Below are 16,813 nucleotides of genomic sequence, written 5' to 3'. Positions count from 1 at the left end.
CCCAATAACAGTTATTATTCTTTTACCGGAAGACCTGCCGACTTAAGATCCTGGTATCCACCAATGTTGTAGACATTCTTAAAACCAGTTTCTTCCATCAGTTTAGCGGCTTTTCCGCTGCGGTTTCCGCTGGCGCAGTACAGGTAGTAGGTCTTGCCCTTGTCCCAGTTCTGCATTTCTTTTTCAAACTCCCCGCTCAGGAAGTCGGCGTGCTGCGTTTTTTCGAGGTGTCCTGCTTCAAACTCAGCAGGAGTGCGCACATCAACCAGCATAACTTCTTGGTTGTCGATTTTTTCATGGTGGGCTTTGTATTCGGTGGCAGAAATGGTTTTGACGGTAGCACCACCCTGTTGTGGGCTACTGCAGCTCATCAGGCTGGCTGCCATAAGGGTCATTAAGAATAATTTCATGGGCGCAATGGGTTAACCGATGTTATTTATAACGTTAGAAAGCCGCTTTAGGTACACGGCCTATGTAAACGATTCAGATCAAAAAGTAATTATATGAAAATAATTTCATTTTACTATACAGCCTTATTGCACGGGCTTGCAGCCTTTAATGCAATCGATGATGTTGGAAATGCTGGCGTCCGTCAAAAAATAAAATACATTTTTGCCCTGCCGGCGTGTTTCCACCAGCCCTTTGTCGCGCATGTTGGTGAGGTGGTGGGAGAGTAGTGACTGTTCAATTTTCAGCACCTCCTGCAACTGGCTCACAGTGAGTTGGTCTTGTTGCTCCAGCAGGTCGATGATGCTAATGCGTACCGGGTGGGCCACACATTTGAGCACATAGGCCGTCCGTTCCAGCTTTTTCTTATCTACCCTTACTTTTAGGTCGGTCATTCAAATTCAAATAATAGGTAATTGCAATACATGATCATTTATTCATGTGTTAATTTCAATACAATCCTGAGCGCCTTTAGGTTCCGGTAGCAAAACAGAAAAGCCGGCACAGGGCCGGCTTTTCCATAGCACAAAATACAGTGTCAACTTAGTGCGCCTGCACGCCGCCCGTGTGGGCGCTTACGTCAACGCCCAGGCCTTGTGCAACACCCAGTCCGAGACCAATGTCGGCGCGGAAGAAGTGACACAGCTGACGGTTTATAATCTCTGCCCGCTTCGGTCCGTCTATACCTTGCATGGCTCCCACGATGTTGCTAATGGTGTTTTTCTTCTCTTCCGGCGTCATCAAACGGAACAGATCACCCGGTTGGGTATAGTGGTCGTTCTCGCCTTCGGCGTTGCGGTCGTACCAGTCGGCCACCACGTTGGTTCCCAAATGCTGGGCCGGCTCTTTGTAGGTCTCGTCCGCCTTTATGTTGTCAAAAGAGTTTGGGAAGTAGTTCGGCGCACTGCCGCCGTTGCCATCCACCCGCATGGCGCCGTCGCGCTGGTAGTTGTTTACAGCAAACGGACAGCGGTTCACCGGTATCTGCTCATAATTAGCCCCAATGCGGTAGCGCTGCGAATCCGGGTAGGACAGGATACGGCCCTGTAGCATGCGGTCAGGTGAGAACCCAATGCCATCCACCAGGTGTGCTGGTGCAAAAGCGGCCTGCTCTACGTGCGCAAAGTAGTTGTCCGGAATTTCGTTCAGCTCCAGTACGCCCACATCGATCAGCGGATAGTCTTTCTGCGACCATACCTTGGTCAGGTCAAACGGATTCCACTTGTAGTTTGCAGCCTCAGCTTCCGTCATGATCTGCACTTTCAGAGCCCAGCGTGGGAAATCGCCTCGGTCAATGGCCTGCACCAGGTCTCGCTGCGCCTGGTCTGGGTCCATACCTTTCATCAGAGTGGCTTCAGAGTCGGTAAAGTTCTGGATGCCCTGCAGCGTCTTGAAGTGGAATTTCACGAAGAAGCGCTCGTTGGCCTTGTTGATGAACGAGAACGTATGGCTGCCGAAACCGTGCATGTGGCGGTATGAGAGCGGCGTGCCGCGGTCGCTCATCAGGATCACCACCTGGTGCAGGCTCTCCGGGTTCAGCGACCAGAAATCCCACATCATCGTGGCGCTCTTGGTATTGGTGCGTGGGTCGCGCTTCTGGGTATGGATAAAGTCCGGGAATTTCTTCGGGTCTTTGATGAAGAAGACCGGCGTATTGTTGCCTACCAGGTCCCAGTTACCTTCTTCGGTATAAAACTTAACAGCAAAACCACGTGGGTCGCGCTCCGAATCAGCGCTGCCCTTTTCGCCACCTACTGTGGAGAATCGCAGGAACACACGGGTTTCTTTGCCGATCTCGCTGAACAGTTTGGCTTTGGTATATTTAGTGATGTCGTGTGTAACAGTAAAAGTGCCGTAAGCGCCGGTGCCTTTGGCGTGCACCACACGCTCCGGGGTACGCTCGCGGTTAAAGTGCGCCAGTTTTTCGTGCAAAATAAAGTCTTCGAGCAGGATCGGCCCGCGTGGACCAGCCGTCATGCTGTTTTCGTGCTCGTAGTAAGGCTTGCCGGAAGCTGTAGTTAGTTTGGCGGGTTGATTTTCGCTGTTCATATCCAAGGGTTTTTGAGATTGCTGTATTTGAATGCCTCAAAAGTATAGCCCCTAGCTATATAGTTCAAATCAATAAAATTTATACGATGATAGTATATGTCTATAATATGCAAGTGTTAGCCTAATCCATAGATTACGGCCAATGATGTTACCGAAATAAAGAACCACAGGAGAACGCCCTGCCAGAATGGTTTTGGACTGATGGCTTTCAATGCGCTCAGGCTAATATTGGCACCGATCAGAAAGAGGCTGAGCAGGAGTCCTTTTTTGGCCAGCATCACGATGGTGGGAGAAACTGTTTCCACGGCAGGTATAAAGGTGCTGATAACGGATGCCAGCACGAAAAGCAGAATAAAGGTCGGGATACTTAACTTCTTCTGCCCATCTTTGAACATAAGGCTGGAGACCAGTACCAGCGGCACGATCCAAAGAGCCCGGGTCAGTTTGAGCGTAGTGGCGATCTGCAGGGCTTCGTCGCCGTAGCGGCTGGCAGCGCCTACCACCGAGCTGGTATCGTGGATGGCAATGGCTGCCCAGGTGCCGAACTGTTCTTGTGACAGGTCTAGTGCATTTCCGATGGGCGGGAAAATGAAGAGCGCCACTGCATTGAGCACGAATACGATACCTAGTGCAATGGAAATCTCCTGATCATTGGCTTTGATGGCCGGTGCCACCGCCGCAATGGCGCTTCCTCCGCATATGGCCGTGCCCGACGAAACAAGGTGTGTGAGGCGGGGAGGGGTATAGAAAAGCCTGCCAAGCAAGAGGCCAACCAGCATCGTGGCGGCCAGTGACACTAAGGTATAGACTACCCCAATCAGCCCGGTTTCAGCCACCTGGTACAGGTCGATTCCGAAACCCAAGCCTACCACCGCAGCCTGCAGCAGATACTTTGAGATCTTACCTGTGTGCTCATTAAACGGATTGCCTAGCAGCAGACCAACGACCAGACCAGCCAGCAGCGCCATTGCCGAATTAAGCAGCGAGGTGAACAGAATCAGGATAACAAAGGCAATGAAGATCGTTTTCTGGAATAGGGTAGAAGAGAGCGGAAAAAGTTTGGACATGCTTCGGGTAGCGTTTGGCTGATCGCAGACAAATTTACGCGTCTTTCTACTTTAGGTATGTGACTTTTGTCGCAATTCGCCAGAATCTCTTTTTGTAAAGCGCAGAGGTGTCCCGGTCAGGCTAAAACGCTTCCCCAATCATCACATAGAAATTCACACCCTCACGTCCATACCCAATATCTGCCCGGATGTTGAGCCTTTGCTCCGGATTTAGAGCATAGCGTAAACCTGAGCCGATGGAGTACTTCAGAGTAGAGAAGCTGACGTCTTTCGGTTTGTCAAATACATCACCTATACCTGCAAAAGCTGCCATGCCGAAGCGCCAGAATAGCGGGAAGCGGTACTCCAACTGCGTGCCGGCAAAGTTATCTTCCAGAAAGCGGTTCTTGGCGTAGCCTCTCAAAATGCGGTCACCCCCGGCCATGGCCATGCGCATGACGGGTACGTTGCCGTTGTTGAGGTTGAAGCTTGTATTGTGCGCCAAAATGTGGTTGGGCTTTAGCTGGAAGTATTTCCGGAAGTCGAGGTTGAAGTTGTTGTAGCCAAAATCCCCGCCGAACGGGCTGCCAAAGCGGTAGCCAGACATTTCCAGATAAGTGCCGCTACTGGCAAAAGCCACATTGTCGCGACTGTCGAGCAGGAAAACAAGCCCCAGTCCGCTGTTCAGGCCACCCTCATAGCCCGGGATTTGTTGCGAAAGCAGCTGGCTCTCCCGATCTTCATTGATGGGGTTCAGTTGCAGGTCGTAGTAGTTCGCAATCTGGAAGTCCGGCCCCAGGAAGGTGCGGGCGCTTACTTTTTTCAAAGCAGCCAGGCGGGCACTCACATAGTCGTACTCATAGATCTCCTCGTCAGCGAGCGGTGTGTTGTTGCCAATGCCATAAAAGCGGTCGGTGTATACCCGGTGGCGCAATTCGCCGCGCAGCAGGAATTTTTCATCGCGCGTGAAAATGGCCCAGTCGAGGAGTTGGTCCGTTTGCTTGCGCAAGGTATAATCGACGATCAGGCGCATGGTGGAGAGGCGGGTGTATCCCTCGTCTTCACTATTCTTCAGTTTAAAGAACCCAAGCAAAGCCGCTCCAAATCCCAGCTTCGTATCGGGGGTATAATAGAGCACAGGTATAGGTATGAGTCCGCGCGTCTTCTCCGCTTTTGGTGGAGTAGTGGCAGGTATAGCGTCGGCCTGTTGATCCTGGGACAGCACAGGGTTGGTTGTGCCCAGCAGCAAACAGAGTCCCAGCAAGCAGCTGGCAAGTGCATGTCGTTTCATAAAACCGGAGAGGTATAAGGTGAGGGCAGGTTCTGTGTTGTAACAGGTATAAAGCAGGACTTTGCCAGTAGAAATGTAGTGAAGTTTAGGGTAATTCTGCTAGTGATGAGATGGTTTTTTTCGCCTGACTAACGGGGTGTTTTACTATGGCGCGAGCGTCCTCGCTTGTGACTGGTTTGGAGGGGCCTCTGGCCTGGGTATAGGGAGGTATAGATTCTTTGTAGCGACTGCTGTTGCAGGTATAGCTGCACCTATGCTTCATACCGCAAGTTTAGCGATAGCGCAACCTGTGGTGATACATGGGGCCCGTTTGCAAATGGCGTAGGGGCTTTTAGAGGTATAGCAATTAGTCTTTTTTCATAGCCTGCCCTGGCCGGGCGGGCCCTACTTTTTGTCTTGACACAAAAAGTAGGCAAAAAAGTCAAGACGATTTTAAACTCGCTGACCGCTCAGACACAAAATCGTCGGTTGTGCACCTGGCTCAGGTGATGTGTTTCATAGCTCAAGTGCAAGTTACTCTTGCTATGCCTGCCAATGAACTGTGAGGTGTGTAACAGAGGAAACTACAGCGCTTATACCTGTGAATTGGCAGCTGCAGGCTCCCCTCCTTAGACAAGGAGGGGTAGGGGTGGTTGGACCCGGTTTAGCAAAAGAACTACTGAAACGACAGCGCTTATACCTTGAATAGGCAGTAGCCGAATTACCCTCTGGGGGTAGGGGCCCTCTTTGAAGAGAGGGGCGGGGGGGTATAGCAACCGCTTAACCTCCCTTCAATCAGGATCCTTTCAGGATGACAGACAGAAAAGAAGGGGGCAGGGGGATGACAATCGTGCACCGCTCCTTCCCCTGTTCTTAGGGGGGCCGGGATGGGGTAATTAACTTCAACGCTAATACCTAAGAAATAGCAACGGCAGCAATTCCCCTCTCGGGAGGGGCAGGGGTGGGTTAATCGTTCTGAGAATCCTAATCCTAAAACGCCTCCCCGATCATCAGATAGATATTGAACCCTTCCTTTCCATATCCTACATCCAGCCTGGAGTTGAGTTTCTGGTCGGGGCGGATGGCATAGCGCAGGCCGGTGCCGACGGAGTATTTAAGTGTGGAGAAATTCACGTCTTTCGGTTTATCGAACACATCGCCCACGCCTGCGAAAGCAGCCGCTCCCAGGCGCCAGAACAGCGGGAAGCGGTACTCTACCTGTGAGCCGACAAAGTGGTCGTCGTGGAAGCGGTTGCGGGCGTAGCCGCGTAGCAGTTTGTCGCCGCCGGCAGTGGCCAGGCGCTGTACGGGTACGTTTCCTTCGTTAAGCCGGAGCATGGTGTTGGTGGCCAGCACGCGGTCATTGCCTAGTCCGTAGTAGCGGTTAAACTCAAAGTTGAGGTTGTTGTACCGGAAGTCGCTGCCAAACGTCTTGCCGAAGTGGTAGCCGGAGAGCTCCAGGTAAAAACCCTTGCTCGGGTAAGAGGTGCTGTTGCGGTGGTCGATCAGGAAGATGGCGCCAAGGCCCACATTGCGGCCTTTTTTGTAGCCGGGTATCTGTTGGGAGAGCAACTGACTACCCTCTTCCAGCTCTACATCATAATACTCCGTGAACTGCAGGTCAGGCCCCAGGAAGCTTCGGAATCCCACGTTTTTGAGCACCGCAATTTTAGCGCTGATCATGTCATAGTCATACAGTTCGCGGTCGTCTTTTCGGGTGTCGTTGCCAATGCCATAAAAACGGTCGGTATAGATACGGTGCCGTAACTCGCCGCGCAGCATCAGGCGTTCCTCCCGCGTAAAGATGTTCCAGCTCAGCCATTGGTCCGTTTGCTTGTTCAGGGTGTAGTCCACCACCAGGCGGGCGAGCGAGAGGCGGGTATAGGTCGTATCGGTGTAGCTGCGAAGGCGAAAGTAGCCCAACAGCGAGGCACCAAAGCCAATTCTGGTATCGGGTGTATAGTAGAGGACAGGAGCAGGTATAAGCCCCTTGACGCTGCGCATTTCCGGCTTGGGCGGGTCAATGGTTTTGTTCTCCACGGTCTGCTCCTGAGCCATCACAGGCAAAGGGTTCAAAACTGAAAGTGCTAATAGGAGGGCGGACAGGTATAGGTATAGGCGCATGCAAATTGTTGTTCTACAAAGGTTCTCAAAATATCAGGAATACATACGTAACGCAACAGTTCTCGTCTATACCAGCCAACGTCGGGCTGTCCTAAGGATGTCTATACATCGATAAAAGCCCCTTTAGGGTATGTTTGAATATTTTAACGGGTTTTTGCATGGATTTTTACTCAGAAGATGGCTATATTGTGTGTTTAAATCTAAACTAACCTATACTACACCTTCACAAATCAATGAGAAAAATCTTAACCATTGCAGCCTGCCTCGCATTGGGAGCAGCAGGCAGTGCGATGGCGCAGGAGACCTTTCCGCGCAATGGCGTGTACGACGAGCGCACCGGACTGGTCGCTCTCACCAACGCCACCATCCACACCGATTACAAAACCAAAATTGAGAACGCCACCCTCCTGATCCGCAATGGCAAGGTAGAGGCCGTGGGCACCAAAGTACAGGTACCTGCCGGCGCCGTGGTAGTTGATGCCAAGGGCAAGCACATTTACCCAGGTCTGGTGGACATGTACACCAGCTATGGCCTGCCAGAAGTAAAAGTGGAGCGCCGCAGCTGGACCTCACCGCCACAGGAGGAGTCCACCAAGCAGGGCGCCTATAACTGGAACCAGGCCATCCGCCCGGAGACCAATGCTGTGGAGCTTTTTAAAGTAGACAAAAAGCAGGCTGAGGAAATGCGCAAGCTGGGCTTCGGCACCGTGCTGGCAGTGCACCGCGACGGCATTGCCCGTGGTACGGCCACGCTGGTAACACTGGCTGACAAGCGCGAAAACGAAGTGATCCTGCTCGACAAAGCAGCTGCTGCGCTATCGTTCGAGAAGGGCTCTTCGCCACAGGATTACCCGAACTCGCTGATGGGATCTATTGCCCTGCTGCGTCAGACCTACCTGGATGCGCAGTGGAACAACATGAACCCCGGCCGTGAGCAGAACATCTCGCTGGCCGCTTTCACCGGTGCCAACAGCTATCCGCAGATCTTTGAGGCCAACAACAAACTGAATACGCTGCGTGCCGACAAAGTGGGCGACGAGTTCAAAAAGCAGTACATCATCAAAGGTGGCGGCGACGAGTACCAGATGATCAAGGAGATCAAGGCGACCAATGCCCCGATCATCGTTCCGCTCAACTTCCCGGAGGCATACAATGTAGAAGATCCGTATGATGCCCGCCGTGTGCCGCTTGACGCTATGAAGCACTGGGAAATGGCCCCGGCTAACCCGGCTGCACTGCAAAAGGCAGGTATACCGTTCGCCTTTACCACAGCCGATCTTAAAGACAAAAAAGACTTTTTGCCAAACCTGCGCAAAGCCATCGAATACGGCCTGTCAGAGGAAGAGGCCCTGAAGGCGCTAACCGCTACGCCGGCTCAGCTTTTGAAAGCCGACAAGCACGTGGGTAGCCTCGACAAGGGCAAACTGGCCAACTTCATCATCACGAGCGGCAACCTGTTTGCCGAGGACAATGTGATCCTAGAGAACTGGGTGCAGGGCAACCAATACAAAATCACCGAAGTGCCAGCCGACTACCGTGGCGTGTATACCTTGAAGATCGGACAGCAGCCAGAGAAAAAACTGCAGATTGCCGGTACGCCTGAGAAGCCGGAGCTGAAAGTAATTGGTCAGGACACCGTAACAGGCAAGATATCTGTTAGTGGCAACCTGGTAACACTCTCGTTCAACAAAGACAAGAAAAGCAAAGAAGCCATTCGTTTGAGCGGCTGGTATGCGGATAAGAATCTGCAGGGCGAAGGCCAGTTGCCGGACGCCTCGCTGGTGAAATGGTCAGCGAAGTTCTCTGAAGCCATGACTGAAAAGGCCAAAAAAGACGCGGCCAAAGAGAAAAAGGCGATTGAACTGGGCAACATGATCTATCCATTCCAGGCTTTTGGACAGACTCAACTGCCAAAGCAGGAGACGGTACTGATCAAAAACGCTACGGTATGGACAAATGAGAAAGAAGGTGTCCTGCAGAACGCGGACGTGGTGCTGAAAAATGGCAAGATCGCAAAAGTTGGCAAGAACCTGAGTGAGTCGGGCGCCCGCGTGATTGACGGAACAGGCAAGCACGTAACAGCCGGCATCATCGACGAACACTCGCACATTGCGCTGCAGGGCGTAAACGAAGGTACGCAAGCCGTAACAGCCGAAGTGCGCATGATGGACGTGGTGAACCACGAAGATCCGAACATCTACCGTCAGCTGGCCGGTGGTGTTACAACTTCGCAACTGCTGCACGGTTCTGCCAACCCGATCGGTGGTCAATCCGCTATCATCAAGCTGCGCTGGGGTAAGAGCCCGGATGAACTGTTTGTAGAGAATGCTGACGGCTTTATCAAATTCGCGCTGGGTGAGAACGTGAAGCACTCTAACCGTGCTCCGTCGCATAACGTGCGCTTCCCGCAGACCCGCATGGGCGTAGAGCAGGTATACGTAGACGCTTTCCAGCGTGCGAAGGAGTATCAGCAGACTTGGGCCAACTACAACAAAATGTCGAAGAAGCAGAAAGCCGCTGCCGGTGAGCCGCGCCGCGATATCGAACTCGAGACATTGGTAGAGATCTTGAACGGCAAGCGCCACATCACCTGCCACTCTTACGTGCAGTCTGAGATCAATATGATGATCAAAGTGGCCGACCAGATGGGCTTTAAAGTAAATACGTTTACGCACATCCTGGAAGGATACAAAGTAGCCGATAAAATGCGCGACCACGGTGCCGGCGGATCAACTTTCGCTGACTGGTGGGCTTACAAGATGGAAGTGAAAGATGCCATCCCGCAGAACGCCGGTATCATGCACCAACTGGGCGTGACCACAGCCATCAACTCCGACGACGCCGAGATGGCCCGCCGTTTGAACCAGGAAGCTGCCAAAAGTGTGAAGTACGCTGGTGTGAGCGAAGAGGACGCCCTGAAAATGGTAACCCTGAACCCAGCCAAACTGATGCACCTGGACGACCGCATGGGCAGCATCAAAGTAGGCAAAGACGCTGATGTGGTGTTGTGGAACAACCACCCGCTGTCGATCTACGCCCGCGCTGAGAAGACCTTCGTGGACGGTATCGCCTATTACGACCTGGAGCGCGACACGCAACTGCGCACTGAACTGGAGAAAGAGCGCATGCGCCTCGTGCAGAAGATGCTACAGGCCAAAACCTCTGGCGCCAGAACGCAGGCTCCTCCAAGAAGCAGAGCTTCTGTGGTACACTGCGAGGACGTAGAGCACCACGCAGAAGAGGATTACCTGGCTTACTAAATTGTTAAATTGTTAAATGGCTAAATTGCTGTTTGGGGATTGTGAAAATCGCACTGCGAACCAACAATTTAACAAGGCAGCAATCTAACAATGTAAAAGATGAAAATTCACAAAAGATATATTTCGGCCTTCGTGGCGCTTATGCTGAGTGTGCCTGCGGTTGCGCAGGTGCCGGTGCCGGCCGCGAAGCAAAGTAAGCCTGTGTTGCTCACAGGCGCTACCCTGCACGTGGGCAACGGCAAGGTGGTAGAGAATGCCGCCGTTGGTTTCGATAATGGCAAGATCACATATGCCGGTCCGCTAAGCGGCGCAAACCGCAACGGACATGAGGTGATCGACGTGGCCGGGCAGCACATTTACCCGGGTCTGATCCAGCCAAACTCACAACTGGGCTTAAGCGAGATCGAGAGCGTACGCGCTACACTAGACGCACGTGAAGTGGGACAGTTTAACCCGAATGTGCGTGCCGTGGTGGCCTATAACACCGATTCTGACATTGTGCCAACCATTCGGGCTAATGGCGTTTTGATGACGCAGGTAACACCGGTGGGCGGTACTATCTCCGGTTCGTCTTCAGTTGTGCACTTAGACGCATGGAACTGGGAGGATGCGATTGTGAAAGCGGACGGAGGTATACACCTTTCCTGGCCGAACATGATCATCAACACAGGTATGGCGCCTAACCCGCGTATGGCCAACATGGGCGAGCAGCGGGAGCAGGCCATTTCTGAAATGGGGCAGCTGCTGCGCGACGCTTCGGTGTACAAGCAGGCCAAAAACGAAAGAGAGAACCTGAAACTCTCCTCTCTGACAGGTCTGTTTGATGGCTCCAAGAAGTTATTCCTACATGCAGACTATGGCAAGGAGATCATCGAAGGCGTGAACTTTGCCAGGCAGCACGGGGTGAAGGACATCGTGGTGGTAGGTGCCCGCGACGCGGTTGCTGTTGCCGATTTCCTGAAAGCGAATAACATCGCTGTGATCTATTCTGGCGTGCATGCCCTGCCTTCCCGTTCAGATGAAGACGTGGACATGCCGTACAAGACGCCATATCTTTTGCAGCAGGCTGGTATCCCTTTCGCGCTGGACTATGACCTGAGCACACACGGCATCCGCAACCTACCTTTCATAGCCGGTACAGCCGTAGCCCATGGCCTGGACAAGGAGCAGGCACTGTCAGCCATCACTTTAAACACCGCTAAGATCTTAGGCATCGACCAGCAGGTAGGTTCTGTTGAAGTGGGTAAAGACGCGACCATCGTGGTTTCGGCCGGCGACATCCTGGACATGCGAACCAACAATGTGACGCACGCTTTCATCCAGGGTCGCAAGATCGATTTGAACGACAAGCAGAAATATCTGTACGAGAAGTTCAACGGAAAATATGAAGCTGAAAAGCCGAAGAAAACGGATGGGCCCAAAGCCCAAAACTAAGCTATTCACCTATCTCACCTTAAGCAGAAAAGCGCTGTCCTACTGGGGCAGCGCTTTTTTTGTCAGGTATAGCGGAGACTGATGGCGCGAGCGACCTCGCTCGTGACTGACTATGGTGGTGCCTCTGGCCCAGGTTAGTCTTACTATACCTGCCAGTGGTCTGTGAGAGTAACGGAACTATATCTGTGAGAGTAACGGAACTATAGAGGTTATACATACCAAACGGCAGAGGCGGAAACTCCCCTCCCTGGACTACTGAGAACGAGAGTTCGAAAGTAGCGAGCGTAGCTCTGAGGGGCAGGGGTGGTTGGGCCCGGTAGAGCAAAAAGTGAACAGAGCTACAGTGCTTTTACCAGCGAAACGGTAGTAGCGGAAATTCCCCTCTCGAGAGGGGCAGGGGTGTGTTATAGCAACTGCCTGCCTCTCTTCCACCAAGATCCTTCCAAGATGACAAGTGGGAGAGCAGTAGCCGATAGTCCCGCTTTGAAGGGGGCAAGGGGATGACAATTGAGCACCGAAAACTGAGGCGGCTACGCCTATACCTGCAAGCTGTCAGCAGCTAGTTCCTCGCCTGTGGGGGGAGGTCCACTACCAGCGCTCCTTGCTCCGCTACATCATAATACGCAATCCCCGCTTCGGTTAATTGCGGCTTCAGGCGTTGGAGGTACCAGGGAGCATTCGACGCATCGAGCACCAGTTGTTTAAACCGAAAGGGCTGTAGCGCTTCGGGCTTTATGCGGACGTTCTGTGTGAGCAGCAGGTAATCAACCTCAAAATCGGGTAGGGGCTGTACTTTAAGTGGTTTCGACACGACGAGCAGGCGCTTGCCCTGCCAAACATACAGGCTGTTGCTGTCAGGAAGCAGAGTGTGGCCAATGGCTGTGGCTGGGGCGTCTGTGAAGGTATAGGTGTCAGCCTGCTGTACGCCCTTGTGCCACAGATAGGGCTGTATATTAAAGGTATAGTTTTGTGGCGCCAATGCTTGGCTGCTGACGAGCGTCGCCTGCTGCCCTTGCAGGAAACTGAAAGCAGTAGCGTTGCGCATGTTGTAAACTACCAGGCTGCGCTGGTTTTGCTGTGCGTTAATTTCAAGAATTTCCTGTGTTGCTAACACCGCTACCACTCCAGTAGCTAAGGCAAAGTAGCGCAGTTCTTTGTAAGCGAAGAACAGAATAAATAACATGAGTAAGGTATAGAGCAGCCAGGTTTGAGTGGGGCTTATGTCGATGCCGTTGATAACAGCCTGCGGCAACTGGTTCACCAGCAGGTTAAACTCGTTCATGCACCAGGTGATGGCAAAGTGAATTTTAAATAGCACCGTGCTGAGCAAGGGCACCCAGGAGAAAAATAAGGCGGCTACACCCGAATAAAGCACAAGCGTAGCAGCAGGCACTACGAGCAGGTTCGCCAGCCAGAAGTATACCGGGAACTGGTGGAAGTAGTAAAGCCCCAGCGGGAAAGTGGCAACTTGCGCAGCCAAAGAAGCCGTGAAGAGTGCCCAGCCTTTGTCCACTAGCTTGTTGTCGAATTCCAACAGTTTGTAGAATCTGGGTTGCAGGTATACGATGCCGAGCAGCGCCAGAAAAGAGAGCTGAAATCCTACCTCTAGCAGGAAATACGGATTATACCACAGCAATGCAAAAGCAGCGATGGCAAGGGTGTTGTAAATGTTGTGCTGCCTTTTGGAAACCATTGCCACCGTGATCAAACTGAACATGAAGGCAGCTCTAAGCACAGAAGGCGAGAGGCCTGTGATGAAAGCATATAGCCAGAGTACACCCAAGATCACAGCAGCATACACTGTTCGTTGCTTGGCGGTTCGCTTTAAGCCAGCCAGCAGAAAAGCCAGTATCCCGTAGATCAACCCGACGTGCAGACCCGAGACGGCCAACACGTGCATGGTGCCGGTCTGGGCGTAGGCATCGCGTATCGAATTGTCGAGCTCGTCTTTCACTCCCAAAATCAAAGCAGAAGAGATGCCGTATTCCCGGCGCTCGTCGATTGACCCTTTCAGCAAAGCATCGAGTTGGCGACGCAGGTAGATACTGAAGGACAGCACGGGGTTAGAGGGATCGGAGTCGATTTTCTGGAACTGGTGTGCCTGCAGAAAGTGGCGGTGGTGAATCTGTTTGTTAGCCAGAAAGGCGCGGTAATCGAACTGGTTCGGATTGGAGGGAGGCGCCACAGGCAAGGGTGTACCTTTTATCAACAGCCGGTCGCCGTAGCCTAGCTCGTATTCCCTGTTGGAGTCATGCGGTATAGAGAGCTGTACCTTACCCGCTGCAGCTTGCCACTGACCGTTTACCTGTACCTGTTCTACCTGCAACACCGTGTTTTGATGACCGGGTTTCTGCACCACGTAATCATCCACCACCCCGACATAGTAAGCCGGTATACCTGACAGCTTGCCCAGGTGATTTGGATAGTGGGAATCGGTGTGTAGGTGCGTCACCCACATGCCGCCAGCTACAAAGCAAAGCAGTCCGGCTATACCTGCGAGCGTGTTACCTTCTACTGACTTTAAGCGGCGCGAAACGAGGTACAGCACCAGGTATACGGACACAAAAAAGGCAAAGAGCTCAAGGCTATACCTGAACGCTTTGCCTGTGTGCAGGTACACGAGTATACCTGCTATAAAGCTAAGGGCAATGCGGACAAAAGGGTAGGGAGCCCACCGTTTCATCAGCCCTTATACACCATTTTGTAGTGCTGTATGTCGCACTCGGTAAACATATCGCCTTCGGGTACAAAGCCGTGGCGCTTGTAGAAGTTAACGGCCGGCAACTGTGCGTTCAGGTATACCTTGCTGTCCGCATGGTCGGTCTGCACATCCTGCAGCACGGCCTGCAACAGCGCGGCACCCACCTGTCGGTTGCGGTAACTAGCTAGCACGGCAAAGCGCTCCAGCTTTATACCTTGCTCCGTCTGTCGCCAACGGGCGGCACCGCAAGGTATACCGTCGCAGGTAGCCAAATAGTGGCGGGCCGTCGACTCAAACTGGTCACGTTCCGCTTCGCGGGGAACCTGCTGCTCTTCTACAAAAACCTGTTCACGTATGCTGAACGCGGCAGACCTATCCTGCTCGCGTTCAACACGTATTACCTCAATCATCTTGTGTTATCCGATCAGCTGCTATACCTTCTTTCTGCGGCCGTTCACCGTCACAGGTGTGCCTTCCTCAGCGGCTTCGGCTTCCAAGCGGGCGGCCAGGCGCTCGTCGTCGGCTTTGGTGTAGGCATCCACGATGTCGCGTACCAGGCGGTGACGCATCACGTCCTCCGGCTGCATCTCGATGAATCCGATCCCCTTGATATCACGCAAGGTATGGAGGGCATCCATCAGGCCGGAGCGCTGGTGGCGCGGCAAGTCAATCTGCGAACGGTCACCGTTGATCATTACCTTAGAGGTAGGGCCCATACGGGTCAGGAACATCTTGATCTGCGCTGGCGTGGTGTTCTGTGCCTCATCCAGCAACACAAAGGCGTTGCTCAGGGTGCGGCCACGCATGTAAGCCAGCGGAGCGATTTCGATAATCTTGTTTTCCTGATAGTATTTGAGCTTTTCCATCGGGATCATGTCCTCGAGGGCATCATAGATCGGGCGCAGATACGGATCCACCTTCTCTTTCATGTCGCCTGGCAAAAAACCCAGGTTTTCGCCAGCTTCCACCACAGGGCGGGAGATGATGATCTTGCGCACCTCCTTGTTCTTGAGCGCGCGCACCGCCATGGCCACCGAGATATAGGTCTTACCGGTACCGGCGGGCCCCAGCGCAAACACCAGGTCATGAGTCTCCACCAGGTCCACCAGTTTTTTCTGGTTAGGCGTCTTGGCTTTGATAATGCCGCCCTTGCTGCCGTACACGATTACATCCGGCGAAGTAACGATCACTTCCTCGTCCGTAAAAGGATCAGAAGAAAGGTATCTATTTACGCTGTTATGCGTAATCTTCCCGAACTTGTGATAGTGATCGATCAGCGAAGAAAGGATTTCGTGAATTTTGGTTATCTCTGGCGTTTGCCCCTGAATTTTGATTTCGTTGCCTCTGGATATGATCTTGCTGCTCGGAAATGCGGCTGCAAGCTGTTTGATATTCTGATTCTCTGTCCCCAGAAAATCGATAAGAGAGATATTCTCTAATGTTATTACTTTCTCTACCAAATGTTTAAGCTTATATAGTACGTTGGTAATATATTCTGTAAATTAGCTAAAATTGTTACACAATGATGACAAATCTACACAAATTATAGTTCGCTCTATGGCTGTAATTACATTCACCTCCGACTTTGGTTATACCGACCATTACGTGGCTGCCGTTAAGGCCGCGATGCTGTCGCTGCAGCCACAGGCCCAGATAGTGGACATTTCACATGGCATTGAGCCGTTCAACATCCCGCAGGCGGAGTATGTGATCGGGTCCGTTTTCCGGGAATTTCCGGAAGGCACGGTGCACCTGATCGCCGTAGACACGCACGGTTGTAAACAGGGCAAATATCATGCTGCAAAATACCAGGGGCACTACTTTTTGCTGGCTGACAACGGGCTGCTTTCCCTCATCACCGAGGGGCAGGCCGAGATTGTGGTCGAACTGCAGACAGATGAAGACGTGCTGCCTTTCCCGGCCAAAGAGCTGTTGGCACCTGCCGCGCTCTTCCTGGCAAAGGGCGGTGACATTGACGTGCTGGGCGAGCGCACTACAAGCTACAAGCAGCTACTGAACCGCCAGTTGCGCCTCAACGACCACTCCGTAACAGGGCACGTCATCCACGTGGACCGCTACGGCAACCTGATCACCAACATCACCAAAGATAGCGTGGATACTATCGCCCATGGCCGTACATACACTGTGCACTTTGGTCGCGAAACGGTGGGCCGCATCCACCAGAACTATACCCAGGTAGAAGACGGCGACTGCTGCTGCCTCTACAACCACCTCGGCCAGCTCTGCATCGGCATCAACAAAGGCAACGCCTCCGAACTGCTCGGCCTCGGCTTCGACTCGCAGGTTGACGTGCGGTTTTACCCGGGAGCTTAGGTTGGGATTGAGTGAATGAGTGATTAAGTGGATGAGTGATTGGGTGAGTTAGTGATTGAATGAATGGTTTAGTGAATGAGGGATTTATTAATTGCTTAATTTTGATGGAGAGATTAAGAAGTTAATCCTGATTGAAAATCTATTTAAT

At 52.5% G+C, this 16,813-nt stretch carries 12 protein-coding genes; 3 read left to right on the top strand and 9 right to left on the bottom strand.

From position 1 onward, the window contains the following. Window positions 1–14: 14 nt before the first annotated feature. The 6 genes from C8E01_RS03400 to C8E01_RS03375 all read right to left on the bottom strand — a co-directional run bounded on the left by C8E01_RS03400 (window position 15) and on the right by C8E01_RS03375 (window position 6,936). Entirely contained in the window at window positions 15–410 is a 396-nt protein-coding gene (locus tag C8E01_RS03400) for a rhodanese-like domain-containing protein (protein WP_243409408.1), read from the bottom strand. A gap of 123 nt (window positions 411–533) precedes the next feature. Then, complete coding sequence (locus tag C8E01_RS03395; protein WP_116541958.1) at window positions 534–842, bottom strand: ArsR/SmtB family transcription factor; 309 nt, start codon at window positions 840–842, stop codon at window positions 534–536. Window positions 843–990: 148 nt separating this feature from the next. Then, window positions 991–2,496: a catalase gene (locus C8E01_RS03390; protein WP_116541957.1), complete on the bottom strand. Its 1,506-nt coding sequence runs from the start codon at window positions 2,494–2,496 to the stop codon at window positions 991–993. Window positions 2,497–2,612: 116 nt separating this feature from the next. After that, window positions 2,613–3,563, bottom strand: a complete 951-nt coding sequence (locus tag C8E01_RS03385) for a YeiH family protein (RefSeq protein ID WP_116541956.1) — start codon at window positions 3,561–3,563, stop codon at window positions 2,613–2,615. A gap of 121 nt (window positions 3,564–3,684) precedes the next feature. After that, window positions 3,685–4,833, bottom strand: a complete 1,149-nt coding sequence (locus tag C8E01_RS03380) for a BamA/TamA family outer membrane protein (protein WP_243409407.1) — start codon at window positions 4,831–4,833, stop codon at window positions 3,685–3,687. Between the two features lie 969 nt (window positions 4,834–5,802). Next, a complete protein-coding gene (locus tag C8E01_RS03375) occupies window positions 5,803–6,936 on the bottom strand; it encodes a BamA/TamA family outer membrane protein (RefSeq protein WP_116541955.1) in 1,134 nt (377 codons plus the stop codon). Between the two features lie 233 nt (window positions 6,937–7,169). On the opposite strand from C8E01_RS03375, the gene C8E01_RS03370 reads away from it, so the two are divergent. Both C8E01_RS03370 and C8E01_RS03365 read left to right on the top strand, forming a co-directional pair. Continuing rightward, complete coding sequence (locus C8E01_RS03370) at window positions 7,170–10,196, top strand: amidohydrolase family protein (RefSeq protein ID WP_116541954.1); 3,027 nt, start codon at window positions 7,170–7,172, stop codon at window positions 10,194–10,196. 99 nt (window positions 10,197–10,295) lie between these two features. After that, the gene (locus tag C8E01_RS03365) at window positions 10,296–11,630 is read left to right on the top strand and encodes an amidohydrolase family protein (protein ID WP_116541953.1); all 1,335 of its coding nucleotides are present in this window, start codon (window positions 10,296–10,298) and stop codon (window positions 11,628–11,630) included. 559 nt (window positions 11,631–12,189) lie between these two features. On the opposite strand, the gene C8E01_RS03360 is transcribed toward C8E01_RS03365, so the two are convergent. Genes C8E01_RS03360 through C8E01_RS03350 form a run of 3 tightly spaced genes read right to left on the bottom strand, consistent with a single transcriptional unit; the run spans window position 12,190 to window position 15,791 of the window. After that, complete coding sequence (locus C8E01_RS03360; RefSeq protein ID WP_165820552.1) at window positions 12,190–14,313, bottom strand: ComEC/Rec2 family competence protein; 2,124 nt, start codon at window positions 14,311–14,313, stop codon at window positions 12,190–12,192. Further along, window positions 14,313–14,741, bottom strand: coding sequence for a GNAT family N-acetyltransferase (locus C8E01_RS03355; RefSeq protein WP_116541952.1), 429 nt, complete (start codon window positions 14,739–14,741; stop codon window positions 14,313–14,315). Before C8E01_RS03355 ends, C8E01_RS03360 begins: the two co-directional genes overlap by 1 nt. A gap of 21 nt (window positions 14,742–14,762) precedes the next feature. Beyond that, window positions 14,763–15,791, bottom strand: coding sequence for a PhoH family protein (locus tag C8E01_RS03350; protein ID WP_116541951.1), 1,029 nt, complete (start codon window positions 15,789–15,791; stop codon window positions 14,763–14,765). A gap of 97 nt (window positions 15,792–15,888) precedes the next feature. On the opposite strand from C8E01_RS03350, the gene C8E01_RS03345 reads away from it, so the two are divergent. Then, on the top strand, window positions 15,889–16,665 hold the full coding sequence (locus tag C8E01_RS03345; protein WP_116541950.1) for an SAM hydrolase/SAM-dependent halogenase family protein: 777 nt from the start codon (window positions 15,889–15,891) through the stop codon (window positions 16,663–16,665). Window positions 16,666–16,813 lie beyond the last annotated feature (148 nt).

The sequence above is a fragment of the Pontibacter virosus genome (assembly GCF_003096355.1).
In the GTDB taxonomy this organism is placed as follows: Bacteria; Bacteroidota; Bacteroidia; order Cytophagales; family Hymenobacteraceae; genus Pontibacter; species Pontibacter virosus.
Note: the sequence above shows the minus strand (reverse complement) of the source record. Positions and strands in the feature narration are given on the sequence as shown.